The sequence below is a fragment of the Caldicellulosiruptor hydrothermalis 108 genome, from assembly GCF_000166355.1.
GTDB lineage: Bacteria > Bacillota > Thermoanaerobacteria > Caldicellulosiruptorales > Caldicellulosiruptoraceae > Caldicellulosiruptor > Caldicellulosiruptor hydrothermalis.
On record NC_014652.1, the window covers coordinates 785514 to 807167 of the forward strand.

31 protein-coding genes and 1 tRNA gene are annotated in these 21654 nt (G+C 33.6%); 22 read left to right on the plus strand and 10 right to left on the minus strand.

Translation table 11 applies throughout. From position 1 onward, the window contains the following. The first annotated feature begins 114 nt into the window (after positions 1-114). From CALHY_RS03670 to CALHY_RS03690, 5 genes are all read left to right on the plus strand, one after another. Complete coding sequence (locus tag CALHY_RS03670; protein ID WP_013402660.1) at positions 115-2442, plus strand: AraC family transcriptional regulator; 2328 nt, start codon at positions 115-117, stop codon at positions 2440-2442. 207 nt (positions 2443-2649) lie between these two features. Then, entirely contained in the window at positions 2650-4245 is a 1596-nt protein-coding gene (locus tag CALHY_RS03675) for an extracellular solute-binding protein (protein WP_013402661.1), read from the plus strand. 104 nt (positions 4246-4349) lie between these two features. Beyond that, a complete protein-coding gene (locus tag CALHY_RS03680) occupies positions 4350-5297 on the plus strand; it encodes an ABC transporter permease (protein ID WP_013402662.1) in 948 nt (315 codons plus the stop codon). A 15-nt stretch (positions 5298-5312) separates the two neighbouring features. Then, positions 5313-6206, plus strand: a complete 894-nt coding sequence (locus CALHY_RS03685; protein ID WP_013402663.1) for a carbohydrate ABC transporter permease — start codon at positions 5313-5315, stop codon at positions 6204-6206. A gap of 28 nt (positions 6207-6234) precedes the next feature. After that, positions 6235-7815: an ABC transporter substrate-binding protein gene (locus CALHY_RS03690; protein ID WP_013402664.1), complete on the plus strand. Its 1581-nt coding sequence runs from the start codon at positions 6235-6237 to the stop codon at positions 7813-7815. Between the two features lie 261 nt (positions 7816-8076). On the opposite strand, the gene CALHY_RS03695 is transcribed toward CALHY_RS03690, so the two are convergent. The 6 genes from CALHY_RS03695 to CALHY_RS03720 all read right to left on the minus strand — a co-directional run bounded on the left by CALHY_RS03695 (position 8077) and on the right by CALHY_RS03720 (position 13329). Further along, a complete protein-coding gene (locus tag CALHY_RS03695; protein WP_013402665.1) occupies positions 8077-9189 on the minus strand; it encodes a site-specific integrase in 1113 nt (370 codons plus the stop codon). Between the two features lie 222 nt (positions 9190-9411). Then, a complete protein-coding gene (locus CALHY_RS03700) occupies positions 9412-10185 on the minus strand; it encodes a radical SAM protein (RefSeq protein WP_013402666.1) in 774 nt (257 codons plus the stop codon). 87 nt (positions 10186-10272) lie between these two features. After that, positions 10273-11361, minus strand: coding sequence for a three-Cys-motif partner protein TcmP (locus CALHY_RS03705; RefSeq protein ID WP_013402667.1), 1089 nt, complete (start codon positions 11359-11361; stop codon positions 10273-10275). 81 nt (positions 11362-11442) lie between these two features. After that, positions 11443-12408, minus strand: a complete 966-nt coding sequence (locus tag CALHY_RS03710; protein ID WP_013402668.1) for an HIRAN domain-containing protein — start codon at positions 12406-12408, stop codon at positions 11443-11445. Positions 12409-12416: 8 nt separating this feature from the next. Then, positions 12417-12905 carry an ImmA/IrrE family metallo-endopeptidase gene (locus CALHY_RS03715; protein WP_158304225.1) on the minus strand — a complete coding sequence of 163 codons (489 nt, stop codon included), beginning with the start codon at positions 12903-12905 and terminating at the stop codon, positions 12417-12419. Continuing rightward, positions 12850-13329: a DNA-binding protein gene (locus tag CALHY_RS03720; RefSeq protein ID WP_013402670.1), complete on the minus strand. Its 480-nt coding sequence runs from the start codon at positions 13327-13329 to the stop codon at positions 12850-12852. The genes CALHY_RS03715 and CALHY_RS03720 overlap by 56 nt, the downstream gene beginning before the upstream one ends. Positions 13330-13490: 161 nt before the next feature. On the opposite strand from CALHY_RS03720, the gene CALHY_RS03725 reads away from it, so the two are divergent. Further along, positions 13491-13757: a helix-turn-helix domain-containing protein gene (locus CALHY_RS03725; RefSeq protein ID WP_013402671.1), complete on the plus strand. Its 267-nt coding sequence runs from the start codon at positions 13491-13493 to the stop codon at positions 13755-13757. Beyond that, positions 13754-13921: a hypothetical protein gene (locus CALHY_RS13645; protein WP_013402672.1), complete on the plus strand. Its 168-nt coding sequence runs from the start codon at positions 13754-13756 to the stop codon at positions 13919-13921. Before CALHY_RS03725 ends, CALHY_RS13645 begins: the two co-directional genes overlap by 4 nt. Here the strand turns inward: CALHY_RS13645 and CALHY_RS03730 are convergent. Next, positions 13907-14452: a hypothetical protein gene (locus CALHY_RS03730; protein ID WP_013402673.1), complete on the minus strand. Its 546-nt coding sequence runs from the start codon at positions 14450-14452 to the stop codon at positions 13907-13909. The two genes, CALHY_RS13645 and CALHY_RS03730, sit on opposite strands and share 15 nt — an antisense overlap. Further along, on the minus strand, positions 14453-14764 hold the full coding sequence (locus tag CALHY_RS03735) for a helix-turn-helix domain-containing protein (RefSeq protein ID WP_013402674.1): 312 nt from the start codon (positions 14762-14764) through the stop codon (positions 14453-14455). Between the two features lie 160 nt (positions 14765-14924). Between CALHY_RS03735 and CALHY_RS03740 the strand changes: the two genes are divergently transcribed. After that, entirely contained in the window at positions 14925-15149 is a 225-nt protein-coding gene (locus CALHY_RS03740; protein ID WP_013402675.1) for a helix-turn-helix domain-containing protein, read from the plus strand. 42 nt (positions 15150-15191) lie between these two features. Next, positions 15192-15359 carry a hypothetical protein gene (locus tag CALHY_RS13650; protein ID WP_013402676.1) on the plus strand — a complete coding sequence of 56 codons (168 nt, stop codon included), beginning with the start codon at positions 15192-15194 and terminating at the stop codon, positions 15357-15359. Here CALHY_RS13650 and CALHY_RS03745 read toward each other — a convergent pair. Then, complete coding sequence (locus tag CALHY_RS03745; protein WP_013402677.1) at positions 15346-15537, minus strand: hypothetical protein; 192 nt, start codon at positions 15535-15537, stop codon at positions 15346-15348. The genes CALHY_RS13650 and CALHY_RS03745 overlap by 14 nt on opposite strands. 64 nt (positions 15538-15601) lie before the next feature. Here CALHY_RS03745 and CALHY_RS13655 point away from each other — a divergent pair, with 64 nt between their 5' ends. Beyond that, positions 15602-15751: a hypothetical protein gene (locus tag CALHY_RS13655; RefSeq protein WP_013402678.1), complete on the plus strand. Its 150-nt coding sequence runs from the start codon at positions 15602-15604 to the stop codon at positions 15749-15751. Here the strand turns inward: CALHY_RS13655 and CALHY_RS03750 are convergent. Further along, on the minus strand, positions 15748-16071 hold the full coding sequence (locus CALHY_RS03750) for a hypothetical protein (RefSeq protein ID WP_013402679.1): 324 nt from the start codon (positions 16069-16071) through the stop codon (positions 15748-15750). The genes CALHY_RS13655 and CALHY_RS03750 overlap by 4 nt on opposite strands. Before the next feature lie 68 nt (positions 16072-16139). Here CALHY_RS03750 and CALHY_RS03755 point away from each other — a divergent pair, with 68 nt between their 5' ends. The 12 genes from CALHY_RS03755 to CALHY_RS03810 all read left to right on the plus strand — a co-directional run bounded on the left by CALHY_RS03755 (position 16140) and on the right by CALHY_RS03810 (position 21626). Next, positions 16140-16583 carry a helix-turn-helix domain-containing protein gene (locus CALHY_RS03755; RefSeq protein ID WP_013402680.1) on the plus strand — a complete coding sequence of 148 codons (444 nt, stop codon included), beginning with the start codon at positions 16140-16142 and terminating at the stop codon, positions 16581-16583. A gap of 5 nt (positions 16584-16588) precedes the next feature. Then, positions 16589-16810, plus strand: a complete 222-nt coding sequence (locus CALHY_RS03760) for a helix-turn-helix domain-containing protein (protein ID WP_013402681.1) — start codon at positions 16589-16591, stop codon at positions 16808-16810. A 59-nt stretch (positions 16811-16869) separates the two neighbouring features. After that, a complete protein-coding gene (locus CALHY_RS03765; RefSeq protein WP_013402682.1) occupies positions 16870-17142 on the plus strand; it encodes a hypothetical protein in 273 nt (90 codons plus the stop codon). A gap of 91 nt (positions 17143-17233) precedes the next feature. Continuing rightward, entirely contained in the window at positions 17234-17437 is a 204-nt protein-coding gene (locus CALHY_RS03770; RefSeq protein ID WP_013402683.1) for a hypothetical protein, read from the plus strand. Between the two features lie 26 nt (positions 17438-17463). Next, positions 17464-17811 carry a hypothetical protein gene (locus CALHY_RS03775; protein WP_238524579.1) on the plus strand — a complete coding sequence of 116 codons (348 nt, stop codon included), beginning with the start codon at positions 17464-17466 and terminating at the stop codon, positions 17809-17811. Continuing rightward, positions 17798-18280, plus strand: a complete 483-nt coding sequence (locus tag CALHY_RS03780) for a siphovirus Gp157 family protein (protein WP_013402685.1) — start codon at positions 17798-17800, stop codon at positions 18278-18280. The genes CALHY_RS03775 and CALHY_RS03780 overlap by 14 nt, the downstream gene beginning before the upstream one ends. Before the next feature lie 16 nt (positions 18281-18296). After that, positions 18297-19148, plus strand: a complete 852-nt coding sequence (locus CALHY_RS03785) for a hypothetical protein (RefSeq protein ID WP_013402686.1) — start codon at positions 18297-18299, stop codon at positions 19146-19148. A 41-nt stretch (positions 19149-19189) separates the two neighbouring features. Further along, positions 19190-19263, plus strand: a tRNA-His gene (locus CALHY_RS03790). Between the two features lie 24 nt (positions 19264-19287). Then, positions 19288-19830, plus strand: a complete 543-nt coding sequence (locus tag CALHY_RS03795) for an endonuclease domain-containing protein (RefSeq protein ID WP_013402687.1) — start codon at positions 19288-19290, stop codon at positions 19828-19830. 7 nt (positions 19831-19837) lie between these two features. Beyond that, on the plus strand, positions 19838-20776 hold the full coding sequence (locus CALHY_RS13795) for a hypothetical protein (protein ID WP_013402688.1): 939 nt from the start codon (positions 19838-19840) through the stop codon (positions 20774-20776). A 56-nt stretch (positions 20777-20832) separates the two neighbouring features. After that, positions 20833-21375, plus strand: a complete 543-nt coding sequence (locus CALHY_RS03805) for a replicative helicase loader/inhibitor (protein ID WP_013402689.1) — start codon at positions 20833-20835, stop codon at positions 21373-21375. Then, positions 21375-21626 (plus strand): nucleoside triphosphate pyrophosphohydrolase family protein, encoded by a 252-nt coding sequence (locus CALHY_RS03810; RefSeq protein WP_013402690.1) that lies wholly within the window; start codon positions 21375-21377, stop codon positions 21624-21626. The genes CALHY_RS03805 and CALHY_RS03810 overlap by 1 nt, the downstream gene beginning before the upstream one ends. Positions 21627-21654 lie beyond the last annotated feature (28 nt).

Consider the following 21654-nt stretch of genomic DNA (forward strand, 5'->3'; position numbering starts at 1 on the left):
ACAAAACAAAAAATGAATTTAGAAAAATATTTATTGAGATTGACTTAAATTATATCTTGAATTAATATATTAACTATGAGACAGGAATACAAAGACAGGGGGATAATTTTCTTTATGTTACTGGAAAAATTTAAAAAGTCATTTGTGTTCAAAAGATTTCTAATATCGTATATATCTATACTTCTCATTCCTTTGTTGTTATCATTGATTGTGTTTAACACTTCAGTTGCTGTAGTTCAAAAAAATTCGGTTAATTCAACATTATTTTTGCTAAATCAATTAAAAAATCTTATTGACAGCAGAATAGAAAAGATAGACGAAATAGCAATAAAAATGGCATACGACTCTAAACTTCAATGGATTTCTTCCTTAGATAAACCTACAGAGGGTTCTCCTGATATGTATTGGTTTTGGGAATATTATAACAATTTTTGTAAGATTGTTTCCAATTTGAAAGACGAATTAGATATATCATTATTAGTTGCACTGAGACACAATGACACTATTTACTACAATTCTGTTCTTTATTTTGGAATGAATGATTTTTATAACAATAATTTTAAATATGAGAAAATGTCATTTAAAGAATGGTACACTTACCTTTTCAGCAAATTTCATTACAAAGATTTTTTGCCTAAAGCAAGTGTTGTAGTGGACGGAGTTAAAAAAGAAGTTATAACATATGTCTATTCGTTTCCTTTTTGGAAAAAACGCAGTCCCGACGGAGTTATTGCAATATTTATTGACGAGAGCAAAATTCAAAATTTGCTGAGAGAAATAGTAGAAAATTTAAAGGGTAGTGCTTATATAATTTCGGCAGAAGGCAAGGTCATCTCAACCTATTCAACAAAGTCGACAATATTGAGCAATATTCAGTCTATAAACTTTAAGAAAGCAGAGGGATCTATAGTTATACTAACAAATGGAAGCAAAGTAATAAGAACGTATGTAAAATCGCAATTAAACAATTGGATATATGTTGCCGAGTTTCCTATTGAAGTTGTTATGAAAGAGGTTTATTTTTTAAGAAAGGTTACAATTATAGTGCTGCTTGCTGCATTATTTGTAGGTTTTCTGTTTTCAATAATCTTTGCTTATAGGAATGAAAAGCCTATATCTGAAATTTTGGGGATTTTAAAAAGGACAAGACCAGTTTTGAACAAAGACGAAAAAGAGTTTGATTTCATCAAAAAGGAGATTTCAAATTTATTGCAAAGTGAAATAGAACTTTCTAAAAGGCTTGAGAACCAGCAGTTTATATTGACAGAAATTTTCTTTGAAAGACTTTTATATGGCCACTACGATGACAAAAGTAAAATTGAAAAGCTTATGAAGTATTTGAATTTTAACATAGATTCAAAAAGATTTGCAGTGGCAATTATAAGAATATTGAAAGAATATCAAAAGGCTACCAAAAGTATACTCAATGAGCTTAATTTGTACAGGATTTCTATTGAAGAAATTTTGAAGAGAAATTTTTACGGTCCCATTTACGTACATACTATATCAGAAAACGAAGTCTCAATATTGGTGGGTTTTTATATAGAAAATGATGAAGAAGTAAAAAAACAAACAAAAGATTTATTTGAAACCGTTCAAAGGGAGGTAACTGCAAAGTATTCTATAACCCCGTTGATAGTGTTAGGACGTATATGCAGCAGTTTATTTGATGTTCAGTATGCATTTTTAGATGCTAAAGAATTAATAGAAAATATTTCTCTGAAGTATGAAGAGTTAGAAAACAATATAATCTGTGCTGATGAGTGGCAAAAATCGGATGTAATATACTATCCGTTAGAAATAGAAGAAAAAATTATTTCACTTACTCTTGCAGGGCGTGTCGGTGACTTGAAATCTATACTTGATATGCTTTTTGAGAAAAACTTTAGAGAAAATAATCTCAGTAAAAATCTGAAGATTATTTTTCTAAATGAGCTTTTGGCTACATTCATTAAAGTACTCAACAGGTGTGATAGTTCGATTGCTTCAACCTTAGAAGTAAAACAACTATTTGTTTCAAAAGAAAAACAAGACTTAGAGGTGGTTTTTGAAGAGATTGTCCAAAAGTTTCTTGAAGTTTCTAAAATAATGGACCAGAATAAAAAGAGCCACAATGAAAAGTTGTTAGAAAAGATATTAGATTTTATACATTCAAATTTGTATAACTCTCAGATGAGTATATCTTTTGTTGCTTCACAATTTGACCTTTCGAACTCTTATTTTTCATTCTTTTTCAAAGAACAGACAGGTATGAAGTTTAGCGATTACATTGAAAAACTGCGAATTGAAAAGGCGTGTGAACTTTTAAGAGAGGGTAAGTATAACATTGATGAGGTTGCAAAAATGGTAGGATATACTAATGCCCATACATTCAGAAGAGCTTTCAAAAAGGTAATAGGAATCTTGCCAAGTGAGTTTTGTGAAAGACTAAGAGAAGTTTAAACTAAAAAGAGTTTATTGAGAAGCTACCCCCTGTTATAGCAGGGGGTTTGTTTTTTCTATAAAAGTGTACCTTGATTTTAAAAAGTGAATGTGCGTTAGCCTAAGAAATTGTTGCCCTTTCTAAATAGTTGAAAGTTGATAAAACATACGTCTTGCTGTAACTTAAAAATCAGAAAAAATAAACGAAAAAAGAGGAGGCTAAATTCGATGTTCGACAAAAAGAAATTAAAAGTATGGAGATTTTTTAGTATTTTTGTAGTGTTTGCTCTTGTGATTGGTTTGTTAGCGATAAATCCTAAAGTGAGTTTGGCAGCTACAAAACCTACTATTACCTATTTTGTTCAGATGGATGCAAAAGTTGCAGTTTCGTATGATAACTTTAGCAAGATTGCAGCATATCAACTTCTTATGAAAAAGCTAAATGTGAATATTCAATTTATCCATCCTCCAATGGGAGGTACTGCTGCCCAAGACCAGCTGAATTTAATGATTGCATCCAAAAAACTTCCTGATATCATTTACTGGAATTGGGTAGACAGTTACCCAGGTGGACCTGTAAAGGCTTTACAAGACAAGGTGATTATAAGGCTCAACGAATATGTGGACAAATATGCTCCAAATTTTAAATCATATTTGTCAAAACATCCTGATGTGAAAAAGATGATAGTGACTGACGATGGCGATTTGTATTGTTTTCCTTATTTAAGAGAAGACCCTGAAATTCAAGGTACCTTCTATGGCCCTATTGTGAGAAAGGATTGGCTAAGCAAATTAAAAATCAGTCCACCCGAAACTGTCGATGAATGGTACAAAATGTTAAAAGCTTTTAAAGTTAACGACCTCAATGGGAATGGTAAAAATGATGAAAGGCCGTTTTCTATTAGTTTAGGTGGTGCAACAAGTCCAAGACGAGCCTTTGATTATTGTAGCTTTTTAGTAGGTGCGTGGGGTATCAAAACTGATTTCTTTGTTGAGAACAATAAAATTCAATATGGTCCTTTAAAACCTCAATACACAGATTTTATAAAGACACTTCAAAAGTGGTGGAAGGAAGGATTGATTGACCCAGATGTACTTACTATGAACAGAGATATAATCAGAGCAAATATTCAGAATGATTTAATAGGTTCGTTTTTGGGATTAATAGGTGGAGACTTAGCTTTCTTTGTAAACTTAAAGAAAGATTTAATGGGAGTTAAGTATCCTGTTCTTAAGAAAGGGCAAAAACCAGAGTTTAGCCATCGTGAACCTCAGTTTGCAAAAAGTGGTGCTGCCATTACCACATCTTGTAAAAATATTCCACTTGCAATGAAGGTTCTTGACTGGGGATGGAGTAAAGAAGGATTCATGGCACTCAATTTTGGTGTGTTGGGGAAAAGCTATGTTATAAAAGATGGACGCCCGGTTTACACTGATGAGGTTATGAACAACCCGCAGCTTGATAGACCTTCTGCACTTGCAAGATATGCATGTGCTTCATTTGGTGGCCCATTTATTCAGGCAAAAGAAAATGCTCTTCAGATAGGCTTAGGGCTCCCACAACAAAAAGAAGCAAGTGAGAACTGGAGATATGCATCTAACAAAAAACTTTTGCCTATTCTTTCATTTACATCGGATGAAGCAAAGAAATTGGCAGATATTATGAATGTTATTAACACTTATTATGATGAGATGTTTGTAAGACTTATGACAGGCAAACTCAACGATGTTGAACAGCTGAGAAAAGGATTGAAAAAAATGAGGATAGACGAGGCAATAAAGATATATCAGCAAGCTTATAACCGTTACATTAGCAGAAAGTAATTTGGATGGGGCTGTCTTCGAAACTTAATAAGAAGACAGTCCCTTATGAAAAAGTTCTTTATAGAGTGTAATCGAAATATTTCAAAAAGTGAGAGGTGAATATAGTGGAAGTTACAATGTCTAAAAATGAAACTTTTCAGAATGGCTTTAAAAGGTTTTGGAAATCGATGAAGAAAACTAAGTATCTTCATCTATTAGCTTTACCAGGTGTTCTTTATTACATAATTTTTCATTATATTCCTATGTATGGAGTAATCATTGCATTTAAAGACTATAATTTTAGAAAAGGTATTTTGGGTAGTGAATGGGTAGGGTTTAAACACTTTATAAGATTTTTTGAAAATCCGTTCTTTTGGAGACTAATAAGAAATACAATTCTTATTAATGTTTATCAAATAATATTTGTATTTCCTCTGCCAATATTATTTGCTCTTTTTCTAAATGAACTTCGCGACGGCTTTTATAAGAGATTTGTCCAAACAGTTAGTTATTTACCTCACTTTATTTCTCTTCCTGCAATAATCGGTATGATGGTAATGTTTTTATCACCAACAGATGGTGTTGTGAATATGATACTTCAGAAAATGGGGTTGCCAACAATATATTTTATGGCTGACCCTAAATGGTTTAGACCATTGTATATAATAAGCGACATATGGCAGCACTTGGGCTGGGGAGCAATAATTTATATAGCAGCGCTTAGCAATGTAAATCCAGAACTTTATGAAGGTGCTGTAATAGATGGAGCAACAAGGGTACAGATGATGAGGTATATCTCAATACCATCGATAATGCCTACCATTGTTATAATGCTTCTTTTAAGAATTGGGCACATCATGTCGCTGGGTGCGGAGAAGGTTTTGCTCATGCAAAGTCCTCTTAACTATGAAACCTCAGATGTTATAAGTACATATGTCTACAGAAGGGGACTTGTATATGGTGAGTATAGCTATACAACTGCAATAGGACTTTTTAACTCACTGATAAATCTCACAATACTCATTATAGCAAACAGGATTACAAAGAGAGTTACAGAAACAGGACTCTTTTAGTGGAGGCGAAATTCTATGGTGAAAGATAATTCGCTATCAACCAGAATTTTAACACTAATTGTTCATACTACTATGATATTTGTGTTAATCGTGACTTTATATCCTGTGCTAAATGTGTTTGCTTCATCTTTAAGCAGTGCAGATGCGAACAATAGAGGAATAATTACAATTTTTCCAATTGGTTTTACGTTGGATTCATACAAGATGATATTTACAGCGGGGGCAGTGCCTCGAGCATTTAAAAACTCAGTTGTTTATACTGTTGTAGGAACATTGATAAATCTTATTTTGACAACTTCATTTGCTTATCCGCTATCAAGAAAAAATTTGCCGCTAAAGTCCTTTTATACTTGGCTTGTTATCATAACTATGTATTTTTCAGGAGGATTAATTCCCCTTTTTATATTAGTAAAAAATTTAGGATTATATGACACGATGTGGGCGTTGATATTGCCTGGAGCAATTCATACAACAAACCTTATTATAATGCGAACATTTTTCCAAAATATTCCTCATGAATTAGAAGAATCTGCTTATCTTGATGGAGCAAATGAATTTGTTATATTTACAAGAATAGTTTTGCCTCTTTCAAAAGCGGCACTTGCGACTGTAGGTCTTTATTATGCTGTTGGACATTGGAATTCATGGTTTAATGCTATGATATTTTTAAGTGACCAGAAAAAATTTCCTCTGCAGCTTGTTTTGAGAGACATTATAATGCTTGCTCAGACTCTTCAACAAGCTGCTGAAGCGGGCGATTTGAGTGCAAGGCAAGAGTTGGGTTTAATCAATGCAAAGGGGGTGAAATATGCAACACTCTTTGTTTCAATGGTTCCAATGTTGGCTGTTTACCCATTTGTACAAAAGTATTTTGTCAAAGGTGTTATGATAGGTTCGTTAAAAGATTAAAAAATATGCAAAGAGGGAGGATGAGAAGATGAAAAGCAAAAAAATATTTGCAATTTTACTGACAATTACTTTTCTGTTTTCTGTTGTAACTTTAGGTTTCTCGTTTGGAAAAGCAGCTACCTCAAAAAAGTTGATTACAATTACTACTCATACAACCTCGAGCCAACCACCTGCAGTTACAGATTTATATAAAAAGAAATTAAGAGAAAAATTTGGGATTAATTTAAAAACAATTTATATTCCTCAAAGTGACTTTGTTACAAAAATGTCCTTACTTTTTGCAAGCAATATGGCACCTGATTGGATTAGGACATTAAGACCTGAGTATAACTTAAATGAATGGATTGCGGCAGGATATTTGATTGGTTTTACCCAGGATGAGATAAAAAAGAAATGGCCAAACTACTTAAAAATATGGACAAAAGAAGAATGGGATTACCTTTATAAGATAGTACGTTATAGTGATGGTAAGGTATATTCTTTCCATGGAAGGCGTATAGCACCAGTAGACATGGCTTTCTTATACAGAAAAGAGATATTCGATAGATATAATTTAAAATTCCCAACCACAGTTGATGAGTTTTATAAAACATGTGTATTTTTAAGACAAAAAACAGGGAAAGTCGTTTATTTGCATGCAAATCCAGTAGCAGGACAGTTAAGTCTGTGGGCATTTACAGGGATTTTTCTGATGTATGGTTTGCCTGAACTTGCACCGCGACAGATTTCTTATGTAGACCCACTTACCAAGAAGTTTGTGCCTTTTGCATTTAATCAAAACAACTATCGCCAAGCTCTAATTTTAATAAACAAACTTTATAAAGCAGGCTGTATTTGGAAAGAATATGCAACAGCAACTCGTGACCAGTTAGACAAGTTCAGAACCCAAGGTCAAGGAATAATTATGTGGGCATATCCTGCAAATATAGGAACTTACAACAATCTGTATAGGAATACAGATAAGGATACAAACTGGGTATGGTCTAAGGATATACCAACAGCATATCCTGGGAAGGCATACTTCTTCAAGAGAAATCCTTTGCACTTTGCAGATGGTAATGGGTTTAATTCAAGCATAAGCAAAGAAAAATTAGATAGACTTCTCCAGTATTTGAACTGGGCACTGAGTGAAGAAGGCCAGATATTCCATACTTACGGTGAATATGGTGTTACTTATAAAAAAGAAGGAAACAAATACGTATATATGGACCATATTCAAACTCCAACCAATCCATCAGGTAAATATAGCTTGCAAGACTATGGATTTCCATTTGCTGCACCAAACGGGTTTATGAAAGCATACCCTCAAGCTGTAGAAACATATACTCCTATTTATGCAGAACTTGCAAAAACATTTATAAACAGGCCAAAGTATTACTACATCAGGGAAGAACCTATGATGTATACAAAAGAAGAAATGGCAGAAAGAGCTGAGTTAGAATCAAATATTATGGCAGTTGTGGATGAATATTGCATGAAATTTGTAACAGGTCAGTTAGATCCAAGTAATAACAAAGATTGGCAACAATATCTGAATGTTTTAAACAAGGTTGGGCTACAACGCTTGATAACAATTAGGATAAATGCATATAATAGAGCTAAGAAGTAAGAGATACAAAAACAAATAAAGGGGCTGTTTGAAATACAGCCCCTTATTTTCTCATTTTCAGAGGTATTAAAAATGGCAGGGGCGGAGGGACTCGAACCCCCAGCCAACGGTTTTGGAGAGCTTTCCGCTTTATTTCAATACGTATTTTATTATTCTTTGTGGTTTTATGACATTAGGATTATCAAGCCTTTTATGACATTTCTCATTCTATTATGTTTTATTTTGTATCGCATCATATGTTAGCAAAATGTTTGCAAACTCTTAATAAAAGAACTTATCAAGTTTTTTAATAGCTTCCTTTTGGATATTAGGCAAAACATGAGAATACGTATCTAAAGTAATATTAATTGTTGAATGCCCTAAACGTTCGCTTACTATCTTAGGATGTACTCCCTGTTGCAATAACAGCGTCGCATGGGTATGTCTCAAATCATGAAAACGAATAGGTGGAAAATTATATTTTTTGATAAGCTTAGGAAACTTCTTGGCTACATACATCGGATCAAGTGGTCTTCCATCATCCCAAGCACAAACAAAATTTTCATCTTTGTAATTTTCTTGTAATAAAGCTTTTTTCTCTTTTTGTCTTTCTTTGTGTTCTTTTAGTGCTTTAATTGTAGAATCCATTAATGCTATTGTTCTTATAGATTTTTGTGATTTTGGTTCTTTTAAAATAAGTTTGCCATTTATTTTTTGCAAAGTAGCTTTAACAACTATATATCCGTCTTCTAAATTTACGTCATCCCACTTCAGAGCACAAATTTCTCCTTCTCTCATACCTGTATGCAATGCAAGTAAAACGGGGATATAAAGAATATCATCCTTAATAGCTTCTAAAAATTTATTAGCTGTTTCTATATCCCAAATTTTCATTTCTATGCGTTCTGGCCGTGGTGGTGTAATTGCATCTAAGACATTATAGTTTACAAGCTGCCATTGGACAGCATGTTTAATAGCAAGATGAAAAACTCTGTGAATCTTTAAAATAGTGCTTTTGCTTAGTTTGCCTTCTTCAAGCAATGTAGTGTAAAACTGCTGTACATGTAATGGTTTTAGCTTTTGAACTTCAATTTTACCCAAGTATGTCGTAATATGTTTGACAAGTTCGATATATCTTTTATATGTTTTTGGAGCAGTATTTGTCTTTGCATAGTTTTCAAGCCAATAACTAAGATATTCTTGCAATGTCATTTCGTTCTTTTCTACAAATTGCCCTTTTTCTATTTGTGAAATCACTTCAGCTAAATACTTCTCAGCTTCTTTCTTAGTTTTAAATCCACTTACCCATTTTTGTCGACGCTTGCCGTTTTCGTCTCTGCCGACATCAAAAACCACGCTGTAGCTATTTCCTCGTTTTCTGATGTGACCTCGCATAGTATCAGCTCCTCGTATTTTTTGAAATATTTTATTTTTAATCCTTGATTATGATATAATCAATGAAGAAATGAGATAATAAAATAAATAAGCAGGCTTAAAACCTGCATATTAGAATAGCGCCACTGATATCCGAAACCTTCGCCTAGTTGCGAAGCACATCCTCACAAGAGGATAGGGCTCAGGGCGCTATTTTATTTATCAAAGGTATATTCTTTTTGTTTACAGACATTTTTCAGTTACATATGTTCCATCTTTAATATGAAATTCTTTATTGTTCTTAAGACAATAATTTATGATTTTTTCAGACATTTCATTATAAAATTTTTGATATTCTTTATATTCATGTACTTTTCTATTATAGTTTAACCGTCCAAAAATTATTTTATCGACAAAAGAGATTTTATTTAGTATATCGTCAATGTGTTGATTAATAATATTAGGTGTAGGATATGGTTCTATACTTACCCAAGTTTTGAACCCTTTTTCATGTAAATGTTTCAGATTATTAATTCTTTCTAAATACGGTGCAGAATATGGTTCATATTCTTTTCTGAAATTTTCGTTAAGAGAAATTAATGAAATACCGTAAATATTAATATTTTTAGTATAAGCAAGTTCTTTGGGCAAAATTCCTTTTGTTAAGGCAGTACAAGAAATTCCATATTCATTGAGTAAATTTATGATTTCAATACTTTTTTGAGATATTTCTTCATATCCATACATAAAAGGATCTGTAGTAAAGCACAAATGAACTGACTTTATTTTGTTCTTGTATTTCGGAATTTCTTTTTTAAGTAGCTCTATTGAGTTTTTAACAAGTTTAGGCTGACGCCACTCCTGCATATCTTTAACTTTGCCAAAACGTTTTGCAAGCATAAATGCATAGCATGGATATAAGCAACCATGAGCACAACCCTGCACATGATTTATAGTATAATCTGCATATTCAACTCCGCTTTTGTATAGTAATGATTTCCTTTCAATATATTCCATCTGTTTCCCCTCACAAGAAATGAACTTTCTTTAATTATAACAGAAAAAACAGAAACATTCAAACGAACGTTCTTTAAAGTTTAAAGTTTACAAGAAATAGATGATAACATGTTCTGCTAAAGTGTTTTTTCTTCTTTTTTCTTTAGGTGGATCACATATTATTTTCCCTTCTTCTTCCAATTTTAAGAGAACCTCTCTGTAGTTTCTTAAGATAAATGGCTTGTTTTTGCTATGTTCAACAAAAAGCTCTCTAAGAGAAATACTTCTTCCTTTGTATAACTGAAGTAATTCTGTTTTTAATTCTTCTAAGGGCTGATTGTACATATATAAAAAAGATAATTGTTTGTCTGCATTAGGAATAAATTCAAACGACGGAACACCTTGAGTAGAAGTAGAACTATGATTTGCCATTATTTCTTTCATTATGTTAAACGCTGTGAAATTTTTGGTTAGAAAGACAAGGTAATGACTGGTGTCATTTTTATCTTCTTTTCTAAATCTGAATGGAAGAATATATTCTATACCTAATTCCATCATACTTTCACTAAACTCATTCATAATAAATTTTTCTTTTTCAAAACCTTTATAGTTGTCTATGTTTTCTAGTATTTTTGAATATCTGTTTTCGCCAAATAAACGTTTCATATGTTCTTCAACTAAAGGATTTTTAATTCCTGATCTTATACGATTATAATTGAAAAAAAGTATAATATCGCATCCCCAATTTTTAATAAATGTGTAGATTAAATCTCTTGTAATGCCTCTATATCCGCAAGGATCTATGAAAACCAAACTCGGTATTAATGAGAAATTAAATAATTCACTGGTTTCGAAATTTAACTCTAAATTCAAGAAAATTGGCTTATGTTTAAGCAAATTAATATTTTCCAACTTATTTATTTCTTGTTCTAAATTTTCTATGTATTCTTTCTCCTTATCATTAAAAATGATTACAAATTTATTTCTATAATCTTCGTTCTTCAATATCTTTTCCATAATATAAATAGGAGTTGATATAGTGCCATCATTATATTTTCCTGGACCACTAAATAAATCTATATAACCTAACCTGTCACTTCTAGCATTTCTATTCATTATTTTTGCCCATGCATCAAAATATTTTGAAACAAGTGTTATTTTTACAATTGATTGAGGTTTTACTTCTTCAAAGAACATTCTAATCCTCCTTTTTTAGAGTTTTTATACATCTTATCACACTTTTTTACCCTGCTGGGTAATTTAGAAGTAGGGGACCACTTAATTATTTTCTAATTTTTTACGGACTGTTTCTAACCGTTCTAAAAGCTTTGACGATGAGGCACCAGGTCCAATTTTTTGTTTAGAAAAGCGTTCTAATATTTCTACTTCTTTTATTAGATTTTTTTGCCGTCTATAAATTATAGCTAATTGTTCGTAATACCATGGAGCAACACCCAAATTTTCCTTTTTGCTTTCACTTTCAACAGCTTCAACTAAAGCTATTAACAATTTTTCAGCTTTATCATATTCACCAGCGCTTTTTAATTGTTTTACTAAATCAACATACTCTGTATAATGTTTGCCTTGATAATAACCGGGTTTTTCTTTTGAGGATCTTGAAGGAAAATCTAATGTATCTAAAGCCATGGACTGAAGTTCTTCGTTATTAATTTCTTTCTCTAATGGAGGCCAAGATACTTGATAAGATTGTTGAAGCTCAGGGGTGATTTCAATAATAGGCCCTTTACTAATTCTCTTATCTAACCAAATATGTACACCAAGAGTGGGAATTGTACGACTTCCGCCTCGTATTAGTCCTGCTACTTGAAATGAAGTTATATTCAGTACATCCATAGTGGGTGCCAATTTAGAAGCAATTTCTTTTGCAATATAACCTACATGTACACCTTCAATTTCAGCCCTAATGGCATTCCGGTCATATTTATTGTCTGGTTCTCTAACTAATGTTATTTCCTTAGGGACAAGATAGCCTTTTTTACATGGTTTGCCGACTAATGTTTGTAAGTTATTTTGACGATAAGATTCTCCTCTCACTAAATTTAACGGAGCTTCCCACAAAAACCATTCTTTATTTTCGATCCAATTTGGTGAAACATTAGGTTCAGCTATTTCTATTTTATAATTTGTTTTCTGTTCTATTTTAGTTTTTAAATTTGATTCTACTTCGGGATTATTTCTGAAATTTTGCACTATTAGAGATAAAATATTTTTTAGTATACCCATATCATATATCACCATCCAATACTTGTTTTTATAATAGTTTCAGGAATCCTCAACAGATTAGCCAGCGCAAAGTAGTCAAACTTACTGACATGTTTAAGAAGTGATAATGCGAACAAGTTAGCTTCGATTTCAAGCCTGTTTGTAGAAAATAAAGTAAAGCTTTGTAACCATACTGTATTTTCCTTTGGATGTAATACAGCATGTCCAAGCTCATGAGAGCATGCCAGTAGTTGCATTTGTTCATCAATGTCACAGTTGAGAAAAATAAACTTATTGCGCTTTATGTGTTTATAAAACCCATAGACATTGCCAAGAGGGATTTTGAGTACAATTATATTATTTTCCCTTGCAATGTCGTATGGGCTACACCGACCGCATTTGTTTATTAGCTTGCCAACAATTCTCTCAATCTCATCAGCTTTATATCGCAAAACAAACACCTCAGCTTTTGCGATACTTCCTTGGTGTGTATTTCTGTTTATTTTTAATCTTTGCAATCTCCAAGCCAAGCTTTAGTGCATTTTTAATATGTTCTTTTGTCTCCTCATCAAGCGGTTCTCCGTTAAAAAATGCAAGTCCTTCGCTATGCTCCAAGTCGTTCAGGAGCTTCTCAAGCTCTTTTGCGATGTCTTTCTTATCCTTCTCTGTCAAGGTCGGTTGCCATGGGCGAGAAGGTTCAGGTGCTTGAGTACCATTTAGTATGTGGCCAGCTGCCTTCATTAAATCTTCATAAGTAACACCATTTTTAGCTTTTGACGCAATTTTTTTTATTGTTTCTGGATTAGGCGGTGTGTCTAATAAGCATCTTAACAATCTTGATATATGAGCAGAACTTACTCCACATTCTTTAGCATATTCGTTTATAGACCTATCACCTTTTGCTAACTCTAATAATCTTGCGAACTCTTTCTTATCAAACATTTGATTGCACCTCATTAAATATTCTACCCTATTTTGTTGACTGTAGGCAATAAAAATTTTAAAAAATTTTTTAAAAATCTATTGACTTTATGTAATGGTGTAGTTATAATATTAACTGTAATCAACATTAACTGCATGTAACACTAAAGGAGGTGAAGAAAATGGAACTAAACAAAGAGAACTTTAAAAAGTTTTTTATCGAACATTTTGAAGGCAATTACAATAAAACAGCAAGAGCTTTAAATGTAAGTCCAGCACAAGTTTATAGAATAATCAAAGGAAATAGCAAAGCAGGAGCAAAATTTCTTGGCAAACTCATAGCTTATTGCAAAGCAAATAATATTGATTATGATAAGTTAATTTTTTTGCCTATTCTGTTGACTGCATGTAACACAACCCCACCGCACGAAGGGAGGGAGGCGGGATGATAAAAAACAAATTAAGCGATGTATGGGATGATGTAAGCTATTTTCTTTATAACGTTTGGTGGTATATCAAAGAGTTTTGGCTTATTTTCCTTTGCATGCTTTTAGATGTTGTCCTTATTATCTTTAGCATAGAAGTAATGATTGAATCTTTAAGGAGTAAATGAGGGACGAAATATAAATTTAGGTTTAAAAGTTTTTCTTGAAGTTTTAACAATTAAAGTTGCTTTGATGTTTTCAGGTGGGGTACTGCTATAAGGTCCAAAGAATAAATAACCTTCAATTGCACAATAAGGTTCTATAGTAAAGATTGGTTTGAGTAAATTTGAGATTGATTTTGAAGAAGTCCCGCCTGTAGGAACGTAACCAAGGCAATAAGATGAACTATTCAAATAAGTAGGTTTGCAACCCTTAATATGCAGGCTTATTTCTAATATAGTTATTGGTTTATCAGAATTATTAGTTATTCTAACCCATTTGTAAAAAGTGAATTTAGTTTTGTCTTCGACTGGATAACCATAGGCGTCATATTTATCCGAAAGCCAATACCCAATAAAGACTTTAGCAAGATCATCATCAGATGAAAAAAAGAAATTTAATCTTGGGCGTTCCTGAAAAAACCTATAAAAATGCAGAACTAAACCAGCAACACCAGTAACAGAACCAATGACACTTAATATAAAGTTGTGGTCAAACATTTACTTGCTCTCCTTTTGTTCAGCTTTCAAAGAACGAGCAACAGTCAGCAAAGTTTTGAGTTTATCATTTTCAAGGTTTTTAGCGATACTTATAAGTTCCTCAATTTCAGGGGGAAGGTTATCATTAAAAAATTCGCTCAAAGTAATGCCAATAGCTGAACAGATAACTTCAAGATTTTCTAAAGAACACTTTTTAATACCTTTTTCAATGTTAGAAATAAAGCTGATAGATAAACCAGTATCCAAAGATATTTCCTTCAAAGTTTTGTTATATAGTTTGCGAAAATAGCGAATACGACTTCCAACGTCCATACAATCACCTTATTTCTTAGAGTTGCCAATAATTAACCTCAAGGTTAATTTACCAAAATCAAATTTAAATCACAAGAAAAATAATTTTACCGATAAGTTAAAAATATTATTGACAAATTTAACTTATAGGTATAAAATATAATCAGGTGGTGAAGAAAACATGAAAGACATAATAATACAGCTCAAAAATATCAGGAAGCAAAAGAAAATAACACTTCAAGACTTATCATTGAAAACTGGCATAAGTGTAAAGCAGCTTAGCAAGATTGAAAATCAGAAAGCTATACCAAGCACGGCGACATTGCAAAAGATAGCAGCAGCTCTGGATGTCAAGTTTCTCATAGTTGATGATACAACCCTCCACGAAGGGCGTGAGGCGGGATGATGGGGAGCGAGGTTGCAAAAAGATGTGCAAGGGGGTGAGAAAATGAACAACGCAAGCATTGAAAACATACCAACTGACATTGCTTTAATGTCTGAACAAATAAATCTCTTAGCTGAGTGGAACAAAAGTCATATTGATATTGATCCTGAACAGGTAAGAAAAAACATTGAAACTATGTTATCAATATTGAGATACATTAAAGATTCTTAACATTTATTGAACCTTTTAGTGAGTTTTTGTTCTCTATTTCACGCAAAGCCTCAAAAAAGACTTGATACATCTTTGCAATATGTTGAGCTGCTTCTTCAGCTTTTGTAATAGGGATTGATGGCTCAAGTTTATTAATCACAGCTAAAGTTAGCTCTTTTGCAATTGAGTATTTATCCAAAGAGAATCTCTCCTTTCTTATTAATTCCTCGCTCCCCAAAGTTTATTTTAAGGAGGTGAGAAAGATGACAACCAAACCACAAACTCAAAATGAAATAGTTAACCAGATAATCGAAGTTTTTAGAAATAATCAGTTAACATTTGAAGAAGCTTATGAGGTCATTGAAGAGTTAAAAAAAGCTCTGGAATATTTGAAAAACAAGGCAAAGATTTAGTCTAAAGATTTTTCGTAAAAGATTCTATAGGGATCAGGTTTTTTAGGTAAAGGATTAGCCTTATCCCAATGCAAATAAAAATTCCAACCTTTATCATATTCATTTCCTTTATCAAGAAGTTCAATAGCTTCATTGATTAATTTCGCAGCGTCTTTGATATTTTGAAAAGCTTTATTATCCATAGGTTGGCCACAATTAGGACATGATAACGAATCTTTATGAGGTAAGTTTTTAAGTTCAACATTAAATGACTGGTCACAAACAAAACAGTTAAACCTTATATAAGTTTTGAATATGTCAGGATCAAGATTATTTGACATTATAAACTACCCTCTTTCTTCTTCAATATTGTTAACAAAATTATATCAAAGAAAGGAGGTGCAAGGGAATGCAGAGTTTACACAATAACATTTACAAAACAGCCAGAAAAAATGCAGGATTGACTCAAATGCAAGCAGCAGAACTTCTCAATGTTAGTGTCAGATCATTAGCTGATTATGAGACAGGCAAAACAATTCCGCCTGATGATGTGGTCATAGCAATGATAGAAGTCTACAAAGCACAATGGTTAGCATACAGCCATCTACAAAAGTCGACGCTTATAGGTAAAAGATATTTGCCTGAAATAGACCTCTCAGATTTGCCAAAAGCAGTTTTGCGACTAAAGAAAGAGATAGCTGATTTAGAAAAGCTGGACTCTGAAATAATTAACATCGCATGTGATGGGAAAATAGACAAGCATGAAAAAATGGCATGGGGAAGGATAGTGAAAGAAATTCGAGAAGCAATTTCAGCGGCTTATTCGGTTATTTTCTCAAAGGAAGGAGCGTGATGATAATGGAAAACAAGAAAGCTTACACAGTGCAAGAGGCAGCAAAGCTACTCAGTTTGGGGAAGACAACTATATATGAGCTAATTTGGCAAAACAAACTTAAGCACATCAAAATTGGTCGCAAGATTATTATTCCAGAGACAGCTATTCAAGAATTCATTGTAGCAAATACAAAAACAAATAAAGAGTGGAAGGAGGAAGAATGGAATGTGAGCATAAAAAAATAAGCCCGTAGGCTCTCCAAAACATACCAATTACATTATATCAAAGTAGGAGGGGAAAAGCAATGTGGACGATAGAAAATCTTAGAGTTTTAGACAATCTCGAAGCTAAAAAAGTTGTTATTAATGAGTTGCTAAAAAAGTTCGAATATCTTCGAAAATTAGAGAAGTTATGTGAAGCTGATGTCTTTTGCTTGGTTTCGGATAGAGATGCCAGAATTGATATTTTTGATAAGGAATACGTTGAAAAAGTAAAAGCTATGTTGGCAGAGTTACAGGAAAAAGTAAGACAGGAAATCATAGACCTTGAAAGACAGTACTTAGAACTTTGCAAATAGAGCACATCGGGGCTGCGGCGCAAGGCTGCAGCGAACCCAGCTGCGGCGGGCGGGGCGGCTGGGGGAATAAAGTAAAAGGGGGCAAAAAATAGTGAATAACAAAGTTGTTTTAATGTTTAATGGATTTCTCTACAGAGGGAAAACAGCAGTAGACAAAAAAGAGGTTATCAGAAATGCAACAGATAAAGATTACGAAGAAATAAGAATGTATTTATCAGAAGATTTCATTGAATCTGCATATAGAATGTTACAGATGATAAGAAAAGCTGTTGCTGAAGAAATGATAGAGTTATGAATGAAGAGAAAGGAAGGGATGCTGTAATGAAAAAGGTTGCAAGGAAAGTATGTGGCTTGTGTGAAGAATCGTTAGTATACAACAGCTATGCTGACGTTTATTTGTGTCCAAGCTGCTTAAATATTTATCGAAACAAAGAAAGTGAGAAAAAGCGAAAAAAGAAAGAGTTTATACGATGTATAGCATCTTTTCTATGCGGAGCTCTAACTTGGCACATCTTACTACTCAGCTTTGACACATTGTTACATCGCAACGGCACACTCGGCGGCGAGGTGCTAGTGCTACCACTCTTGATATGCGTGTTCTATTTGGGATTGATGTTTAGAAGCGATGTAGAAAAGATGAAAGGAGAGCTGAAAGATGAAGCTCTATGAGCTTGCTGAACAGTTTAAACAATTACAAGAAATGCTTGAAGACGAAGGAGTAGACATTGATGCTGTAAAAAATACTCTTGAATTGGTTGAATTTGATTTTACTGAGAAGATAGAGAGCATTGCAAAGCTGATTAGAAGTCTTGAATATGAGATAGAAGTGTATAAAAACGAAGAACAGAGAATAGCTAACAAACGCAAGAGTAAAGAAAAAAAGAGAGATTGGCTTAAACAATATGTGCAAGAACAAATGGAAAAAGTAGGACTGGAGAAAGTTAAAACACCGCTATTTACCGTTTCGATTCAAACCAATCCACCAAGTGTTGAAATTGTAGATGAGACGCTTATTCCAGAAACATATTTCAGAATTGAAAAGATACCTCTAAAAAAGGAAATCTTAGAAGCTCTTAAGCAAGGGCAGGAAGTACCAGGCGTAATGATTAAAACTACAAAGTCTATAAGAATAAGGTAAGGAGGAGGATTAAAAGATGGCAAATACAAACAAGATACCTGAAAGCGCTTATATGAAAAGCCATTCTGAGCAAACTTTTGAGAATCTTTCATTACAGAAGAAAGAAGAAGTTAGTTTTTTGGTTCCTAAAGTAGCTCCAAAGATTGCAGAAGCAATTAAGAGAGAGTTAAAAGGCATTAATTTGAAATTCAAGAGAATTCGCATGCCTACTGGTGGCTCGACAGTATTTGAAATACCAACTTCAGATCCTAATAACCCCATAGTAGCAAAAGAACTGATTGGAGTTATTCTCTACCACCATCCAATGAACATTTATTGGAAAGATAAAAACTCAAACAATCCTGTTCCTGACTGTTATTCGATTGATGGAGAGAAAGGTATTGGAGAGCCGGGAGGTAAGTGTTCTACATGTCCTTATAATCAGTTTGTTAAAGGCAAAGCTAAACCATGTAAGAACATCCGCAGACTTTACATCATCATTGATAAGCCTTTTCCATACGAGTTCAATGTACCGCCTACATCTATCAACAATTTCATTGAGTACATTCAGGATGTAGCAAGCCAAGGTTACTTCAGCTATGAAATCATTACAAAAGTGGGATTAAGAAAAGTCACAAACAAAGAAGGTATAACGTATGCACAAGCAGTTTTCTCAATGGTAAAAGAATTAGATGAACAAAGCAAAGAAGAAATGGCAAAGTTAGCACAGAGCATTGAACAATTAGCTCAGAGAGTAGCTATTATAGATAACAACGAAGACAGCGAAGAAATTGAAATAAAAGATGATAAAGATACGACCAATGTCAACATTGATATAGAAGGCTTTGAAGAAGCTCCAACGCAAAACGATGACGACTTACCCTTTTAATACTTGCCAGCGGAGAGGCAGCGTCGCCTCTCCAAGACATGGTAGGCATGGTGTAAGAGTAGCACGGCAGATTGTGGCTCTGCTGGTGTGGGTGCAAGTCCCACTGCCTACCCCAGAAATAACAAAAGAGGTGATTGAAATGAAAAATTATCCATGGGATTATAGAAATTTATTTGATTATAAAACTAGAAATTATTCATTTGAAATCACCGACTTTTTAGCAAACGAATTGGACAAACTGAAAGACCCTGTGAAAGATTTTCTTACTGTAGTTATTGAAGGGAAAATTAGTGAGCTTATCTATGGTTATTTAAATAAATGCGAATCGCCTATAGAACAACTTTTAGTGATTGCTCTGGATTATTTTATAGGCAATGACCCAGATGTTTTTATGATTGTTCAAAACGAAATAAAACTGCAACATGCAACTTATAGAGTGGATATATGTGTTTATATTGGTGATTGGATGGAAAATATAGCGGAGTGCAAGAAACTTGTAATTGAATGTGACGGTCATGATTTTCACGAAAAAACTAAGGAACAAGCTATGAGAGACAAAAAGCGCGATAGAGATTTAATTGAAGCTGGATACCAAGTAATTCATTTCACAGGTAGTGAAATATTTGCAGATCCATTCAAATGTGCGAGAGAAATTAGAGACTTGATAAATAAAATGAGGTGAAATAACAATGCCAAACAGAATTTTGAAAGAGAGTATTGTAACAAGCGATACGATTAATGAGCTTACACCGGAGGAAGAGGTTTTCTTCTATAGACTATTAGTTGTTTGCGATGATTATGGTCGTATGGATGCGAGACCAAGTATATTAAGGGCAAAGTGCTTTCCTTTAAAAATTGATAGTGTTAAAGAAGAGGATATTAAAGCATGGATTAATAAATTAGTCAAAGTTGGACTTATAAAGCTCTACATAGGCAGTGATAACAAGCAATATTTACAAGTAGTGACATGGGACAAACACCAGCAAGTTAGAGCAAAGAAAAGTAAATATCCTGAACCTGTTAGCTTTTTACCAGCAGATGGATTAAAAGAGCAAGCAAATGATGTAAAATTGCAATCAATTGATACACAAGTGCAGTTAGACAAAGAGGACATGATATCAAATGATATCAATTGCTATCAAATGAATGCATATGTCCCCGAGAATCCGAATCCGAATCCTAATCCGAATCCTAATCCGAATACGAATCCGAATCCAAATTCGAATATAGAGATATATAGTCAACAGGACGAGCCTGTTGACTCCCGCCCGCAAACACCAACACCTTATAAACAAATAGTTGACCTGTATAACTCAATTTGCATTAGTATGCCTAAGGTTGAGCAGCTTACTGACAAGAGGAAAAAACACATTCGTGTGTTATGGACTAATCTTGGCAGGGATATTTCTAAAATTCAGGAGTTGTTCGAGAGGGCCGAGGCCAGTGACTTTCTATCTGGCAGATCTGGTAAATGGACAGGGTGTAATTTTGACTGGTTGATAATTTACAACAATGCTGTGAAGGTGCTTGAGGGGGCTTATGACAACAAAGACAGTAAACCTAAGAGCTTTGATATGCTTGAACGGTTATATAGAGAAGCTGTTGCAGAACAAGGCAGTGGACCTTGAGCATAGTCTGTCTGGCAAAAATTGAAAAGGTTAAGTTTAGAAAGGAGTGATAAAAGATGACAAAAGCTGAATGTATAAAATTTTTAGCAATCGTAAACATGGCTTATCCAAACTGGCAAGTAAATGAGTTAACGGTTGGATTGTGGGCTGAAATGCTTGAAGATATAGACTTTAAAATTGCTCAAATAGCATTAAAGAAACACATTGCAGAGAATCCATATCCACCGACTATTGCAGATATAAGAAAAGCCGTAGCTGAAATCACAACTCCAAAAGAAAACAAGCTTACTGCAGCGGAAGCATGGGGTGAAGTAATGGCTGCAGTAAGGCAGTTTGGCTATTACAGAGAAGCTGAAGCTTTGGCAAGTATGAGTGAGCGAACAAGGCGAGTTGTTAAATACATTGGCTGGCAGAACATATGCACATGTGAGGAAATAGATGTTTTGCGTGGACAATTTAGAGCAATGTACGAACAGTTAGAAGAAAGGGAGAAGAAGGAAGCAATATTGCCACCAAGCGTACATGATGCTATCAAGGCTTTAGCTGAAGCAAAGGAGATTGACAGAGGTTTTAAGATGATTGAAGGGGGAAAAAGATAATGCACTATAACTTTCCAGAAATCAAGGAAAAGCCAGCTTCTTTAATACAACAGCTTAACAAAATCGTCGAGGAAGCGGCAGAAGTTATTAAAGCAAGAGATGACATTGAACGTTTATATGAGGTGCTTGATTTAATGCATGCGTGTGAGACATATGTACGCATAATGGAAGCAAAAGGCGTTGTTATAGACAAGTTTGTAAAGCTCATAATCAAGAAGAACAAGGAGCGTGGTTACTATGACATGGCTTGACGCACTACTAATGATAATTGCAGCAAAT

Coding starts and splice junctions, on each gene's coding strand:
- CALHY_RS03670 (WP_013402660.1), top strand. CDS start 115: ATGTTACTGGAAAAATTTAAAAAGTCATTTGTGTTCAAAAGATTTCTA.
- CALHY_RS03675 (WP_013402661.1), top strand. CDS start 2,650: ATGTTCGACAAAAAGAAATTAAAAGTATGGAGATTTTTTAGTATTTTT.
- CALHY_RS03685 (WP_013402663.1), top strand. CDS start 5,313: ATGGTGAAAGATAATTCGCTATCAACCAGAATTTTAACACTAATTGTT.
- CALHY_RS03690 (WP_013402664.1), top strand. CDS start 6,235: ATGAAAAGCAAAAAAATATTTGCAATTTTACTGACAATTACTTTTCTG.
- CALHY_RS03695 (WP_013402665.1), bottom strand. CDS start 9,189: ATGCGAGGTCACATCAGAAAACGAGGAAATAGCTACAGCGTGGTTTTT.
- CALHY_RS03700 (WP_013402666.1), bottom strand. CDS start 10,185: ATGGAATATATTGAAAGGAAATCATTACTATACAAAAGCGGAGTTGAA.
- CALHY_RS03705 (WP_013402667.1), bottom strand. CDS start 11,361: ATGTTCTTTGAAGAAGTAAAACCTCAATCAATTGTAAAAATAACACTT.
- CALHY_RS03710 (WP_013402668.1), bottom strand. CDS start 12,408: ATGGGTATACTAAAAAATATTTTATCTCTAATAGTGCAAAATTTCAGA.
- CALHY_RS03720 (WP_013402670.1), bottom strand. CDS start 13,329: ATGTTTGATAAGAAAGAGTTCGCAAGATTATTAGAGTTAGCAAAAGGT.
- CALHY_RS03725 (WP_013402671.1), top strand. CDS start 13,491: ATGGAACTAAACAAAGAGAACTTTAAAAAGTTTTTTATCGAACATTTT.
- CALHY_RS13645 (WP_013402672.1), top strand. CDS start 13,754: ATGATAAAAAACAAATTAAGCGATGTATGGGATGATGTAAGCTATTTT.
- CALHY_RS03730 (WP_013402673.1), bottom strand. CDS start 14,452: ATGTTTGACCACAACTTTATATTAAGTGTCATTGGTTCTGTTACTGGT.
- CALHY_RS03735 (WP_013402674.1), bottom strand. CDS start 14,764: ATGGACGTTGGAAGTCGTATTCGCTATTTTCGCAAACTATATAACAAA.
- CALHY_RS03740 (WP_013402675.1), top strand. CDS start 14,925: ATGAAAGACATAATAATACAGCTCAAAAATATCAGGAAGCAAAAGAAA.
- CALHY_RS13650 (WP_013402676.1), top strand. CDS start 15,192: ATGAACAACGCAAGCATTGAAAACATACCAACTGACATTGCTTTAATG.
- CALHY_RS13655 (WP_013402678.1), top strand. CDS start 15,602: ATGACAACCAAACCACAAACTCAAAATGAAATAGTTAACCAGATAATC.
- CALHY_RS03750 (WP_013402679.1), bottom strand. CDS start 16,071: ATGTCAAATAATCTTGATCCTGACATATTCAAAACTTATATAAGGTTT.
- CALHY_RS03755 (WP_013402680.1), top strand. CDS start 16,140: ATGCAGAGTTTACACAATAACATTTACAAAACAGCCAGAAAAAATGCA.
- CALHY_RS03760 (WP_013402681.1), top strand. CDS start 16,589: ATGGAAAACAAGAAAGCTTACACAGTGCAAGAGGCAGCAAAGCTACTC.
- CALHY_RS03765 (WP_013402682.1), top strand. CDS start 16,870: ATGTGGACGATAGAAAATCTTAGAGTTTTAGACAATCTCGAAGCTAAA.
- CALHY_RS03775 (WP_238524579.1), top strand. CDS start 17,464: ATGAAAAAGGTTGCAAGGAAAGTATGTGGCTTGTGTGAAGAATCGTTA.
- CALHY_RS03780 (WP_013402685.1), top strand. CDS start 17,798: ATGAAGCTCTATGAGCTTGCTGAACAGTTTAAACAATTACAAGAAATG.
- CALHY_RS03785 (WP_013402686.1), top strand. CDS start 18,297: ATGGCAAATACAAACAAGATACCTGAAAGCGCTTATATGAAAAGCCAT.
- CALHY_RS03795 (WP_013402687.1), top strand. CDS start 19,288: ATGAAAAATTATCCATGGGATTATAGAAATTTATTTGATTATAAAACT.
- CALHY_RS13795 (WP_013402688.1), top strand. CDS start 19,838: ATGCCAAACAGAATTTTGAAAGAGAGTATTGTAACAAGCGATACGATT.
- CALHY_RS03805 (WP_013402689.1), top strand. CDS start 20,833: ATGACAAAAGCTGAATGTATAAAATTTTTAGCAATCGTAAACATGGCT.
- CALHY_RS03810 (WP_013402690.1), top strand. CDS start 21,375: ATGCACTATAACTTTCCAGAAATCAAGGAAAAGCCAGCTTCTTTAATA.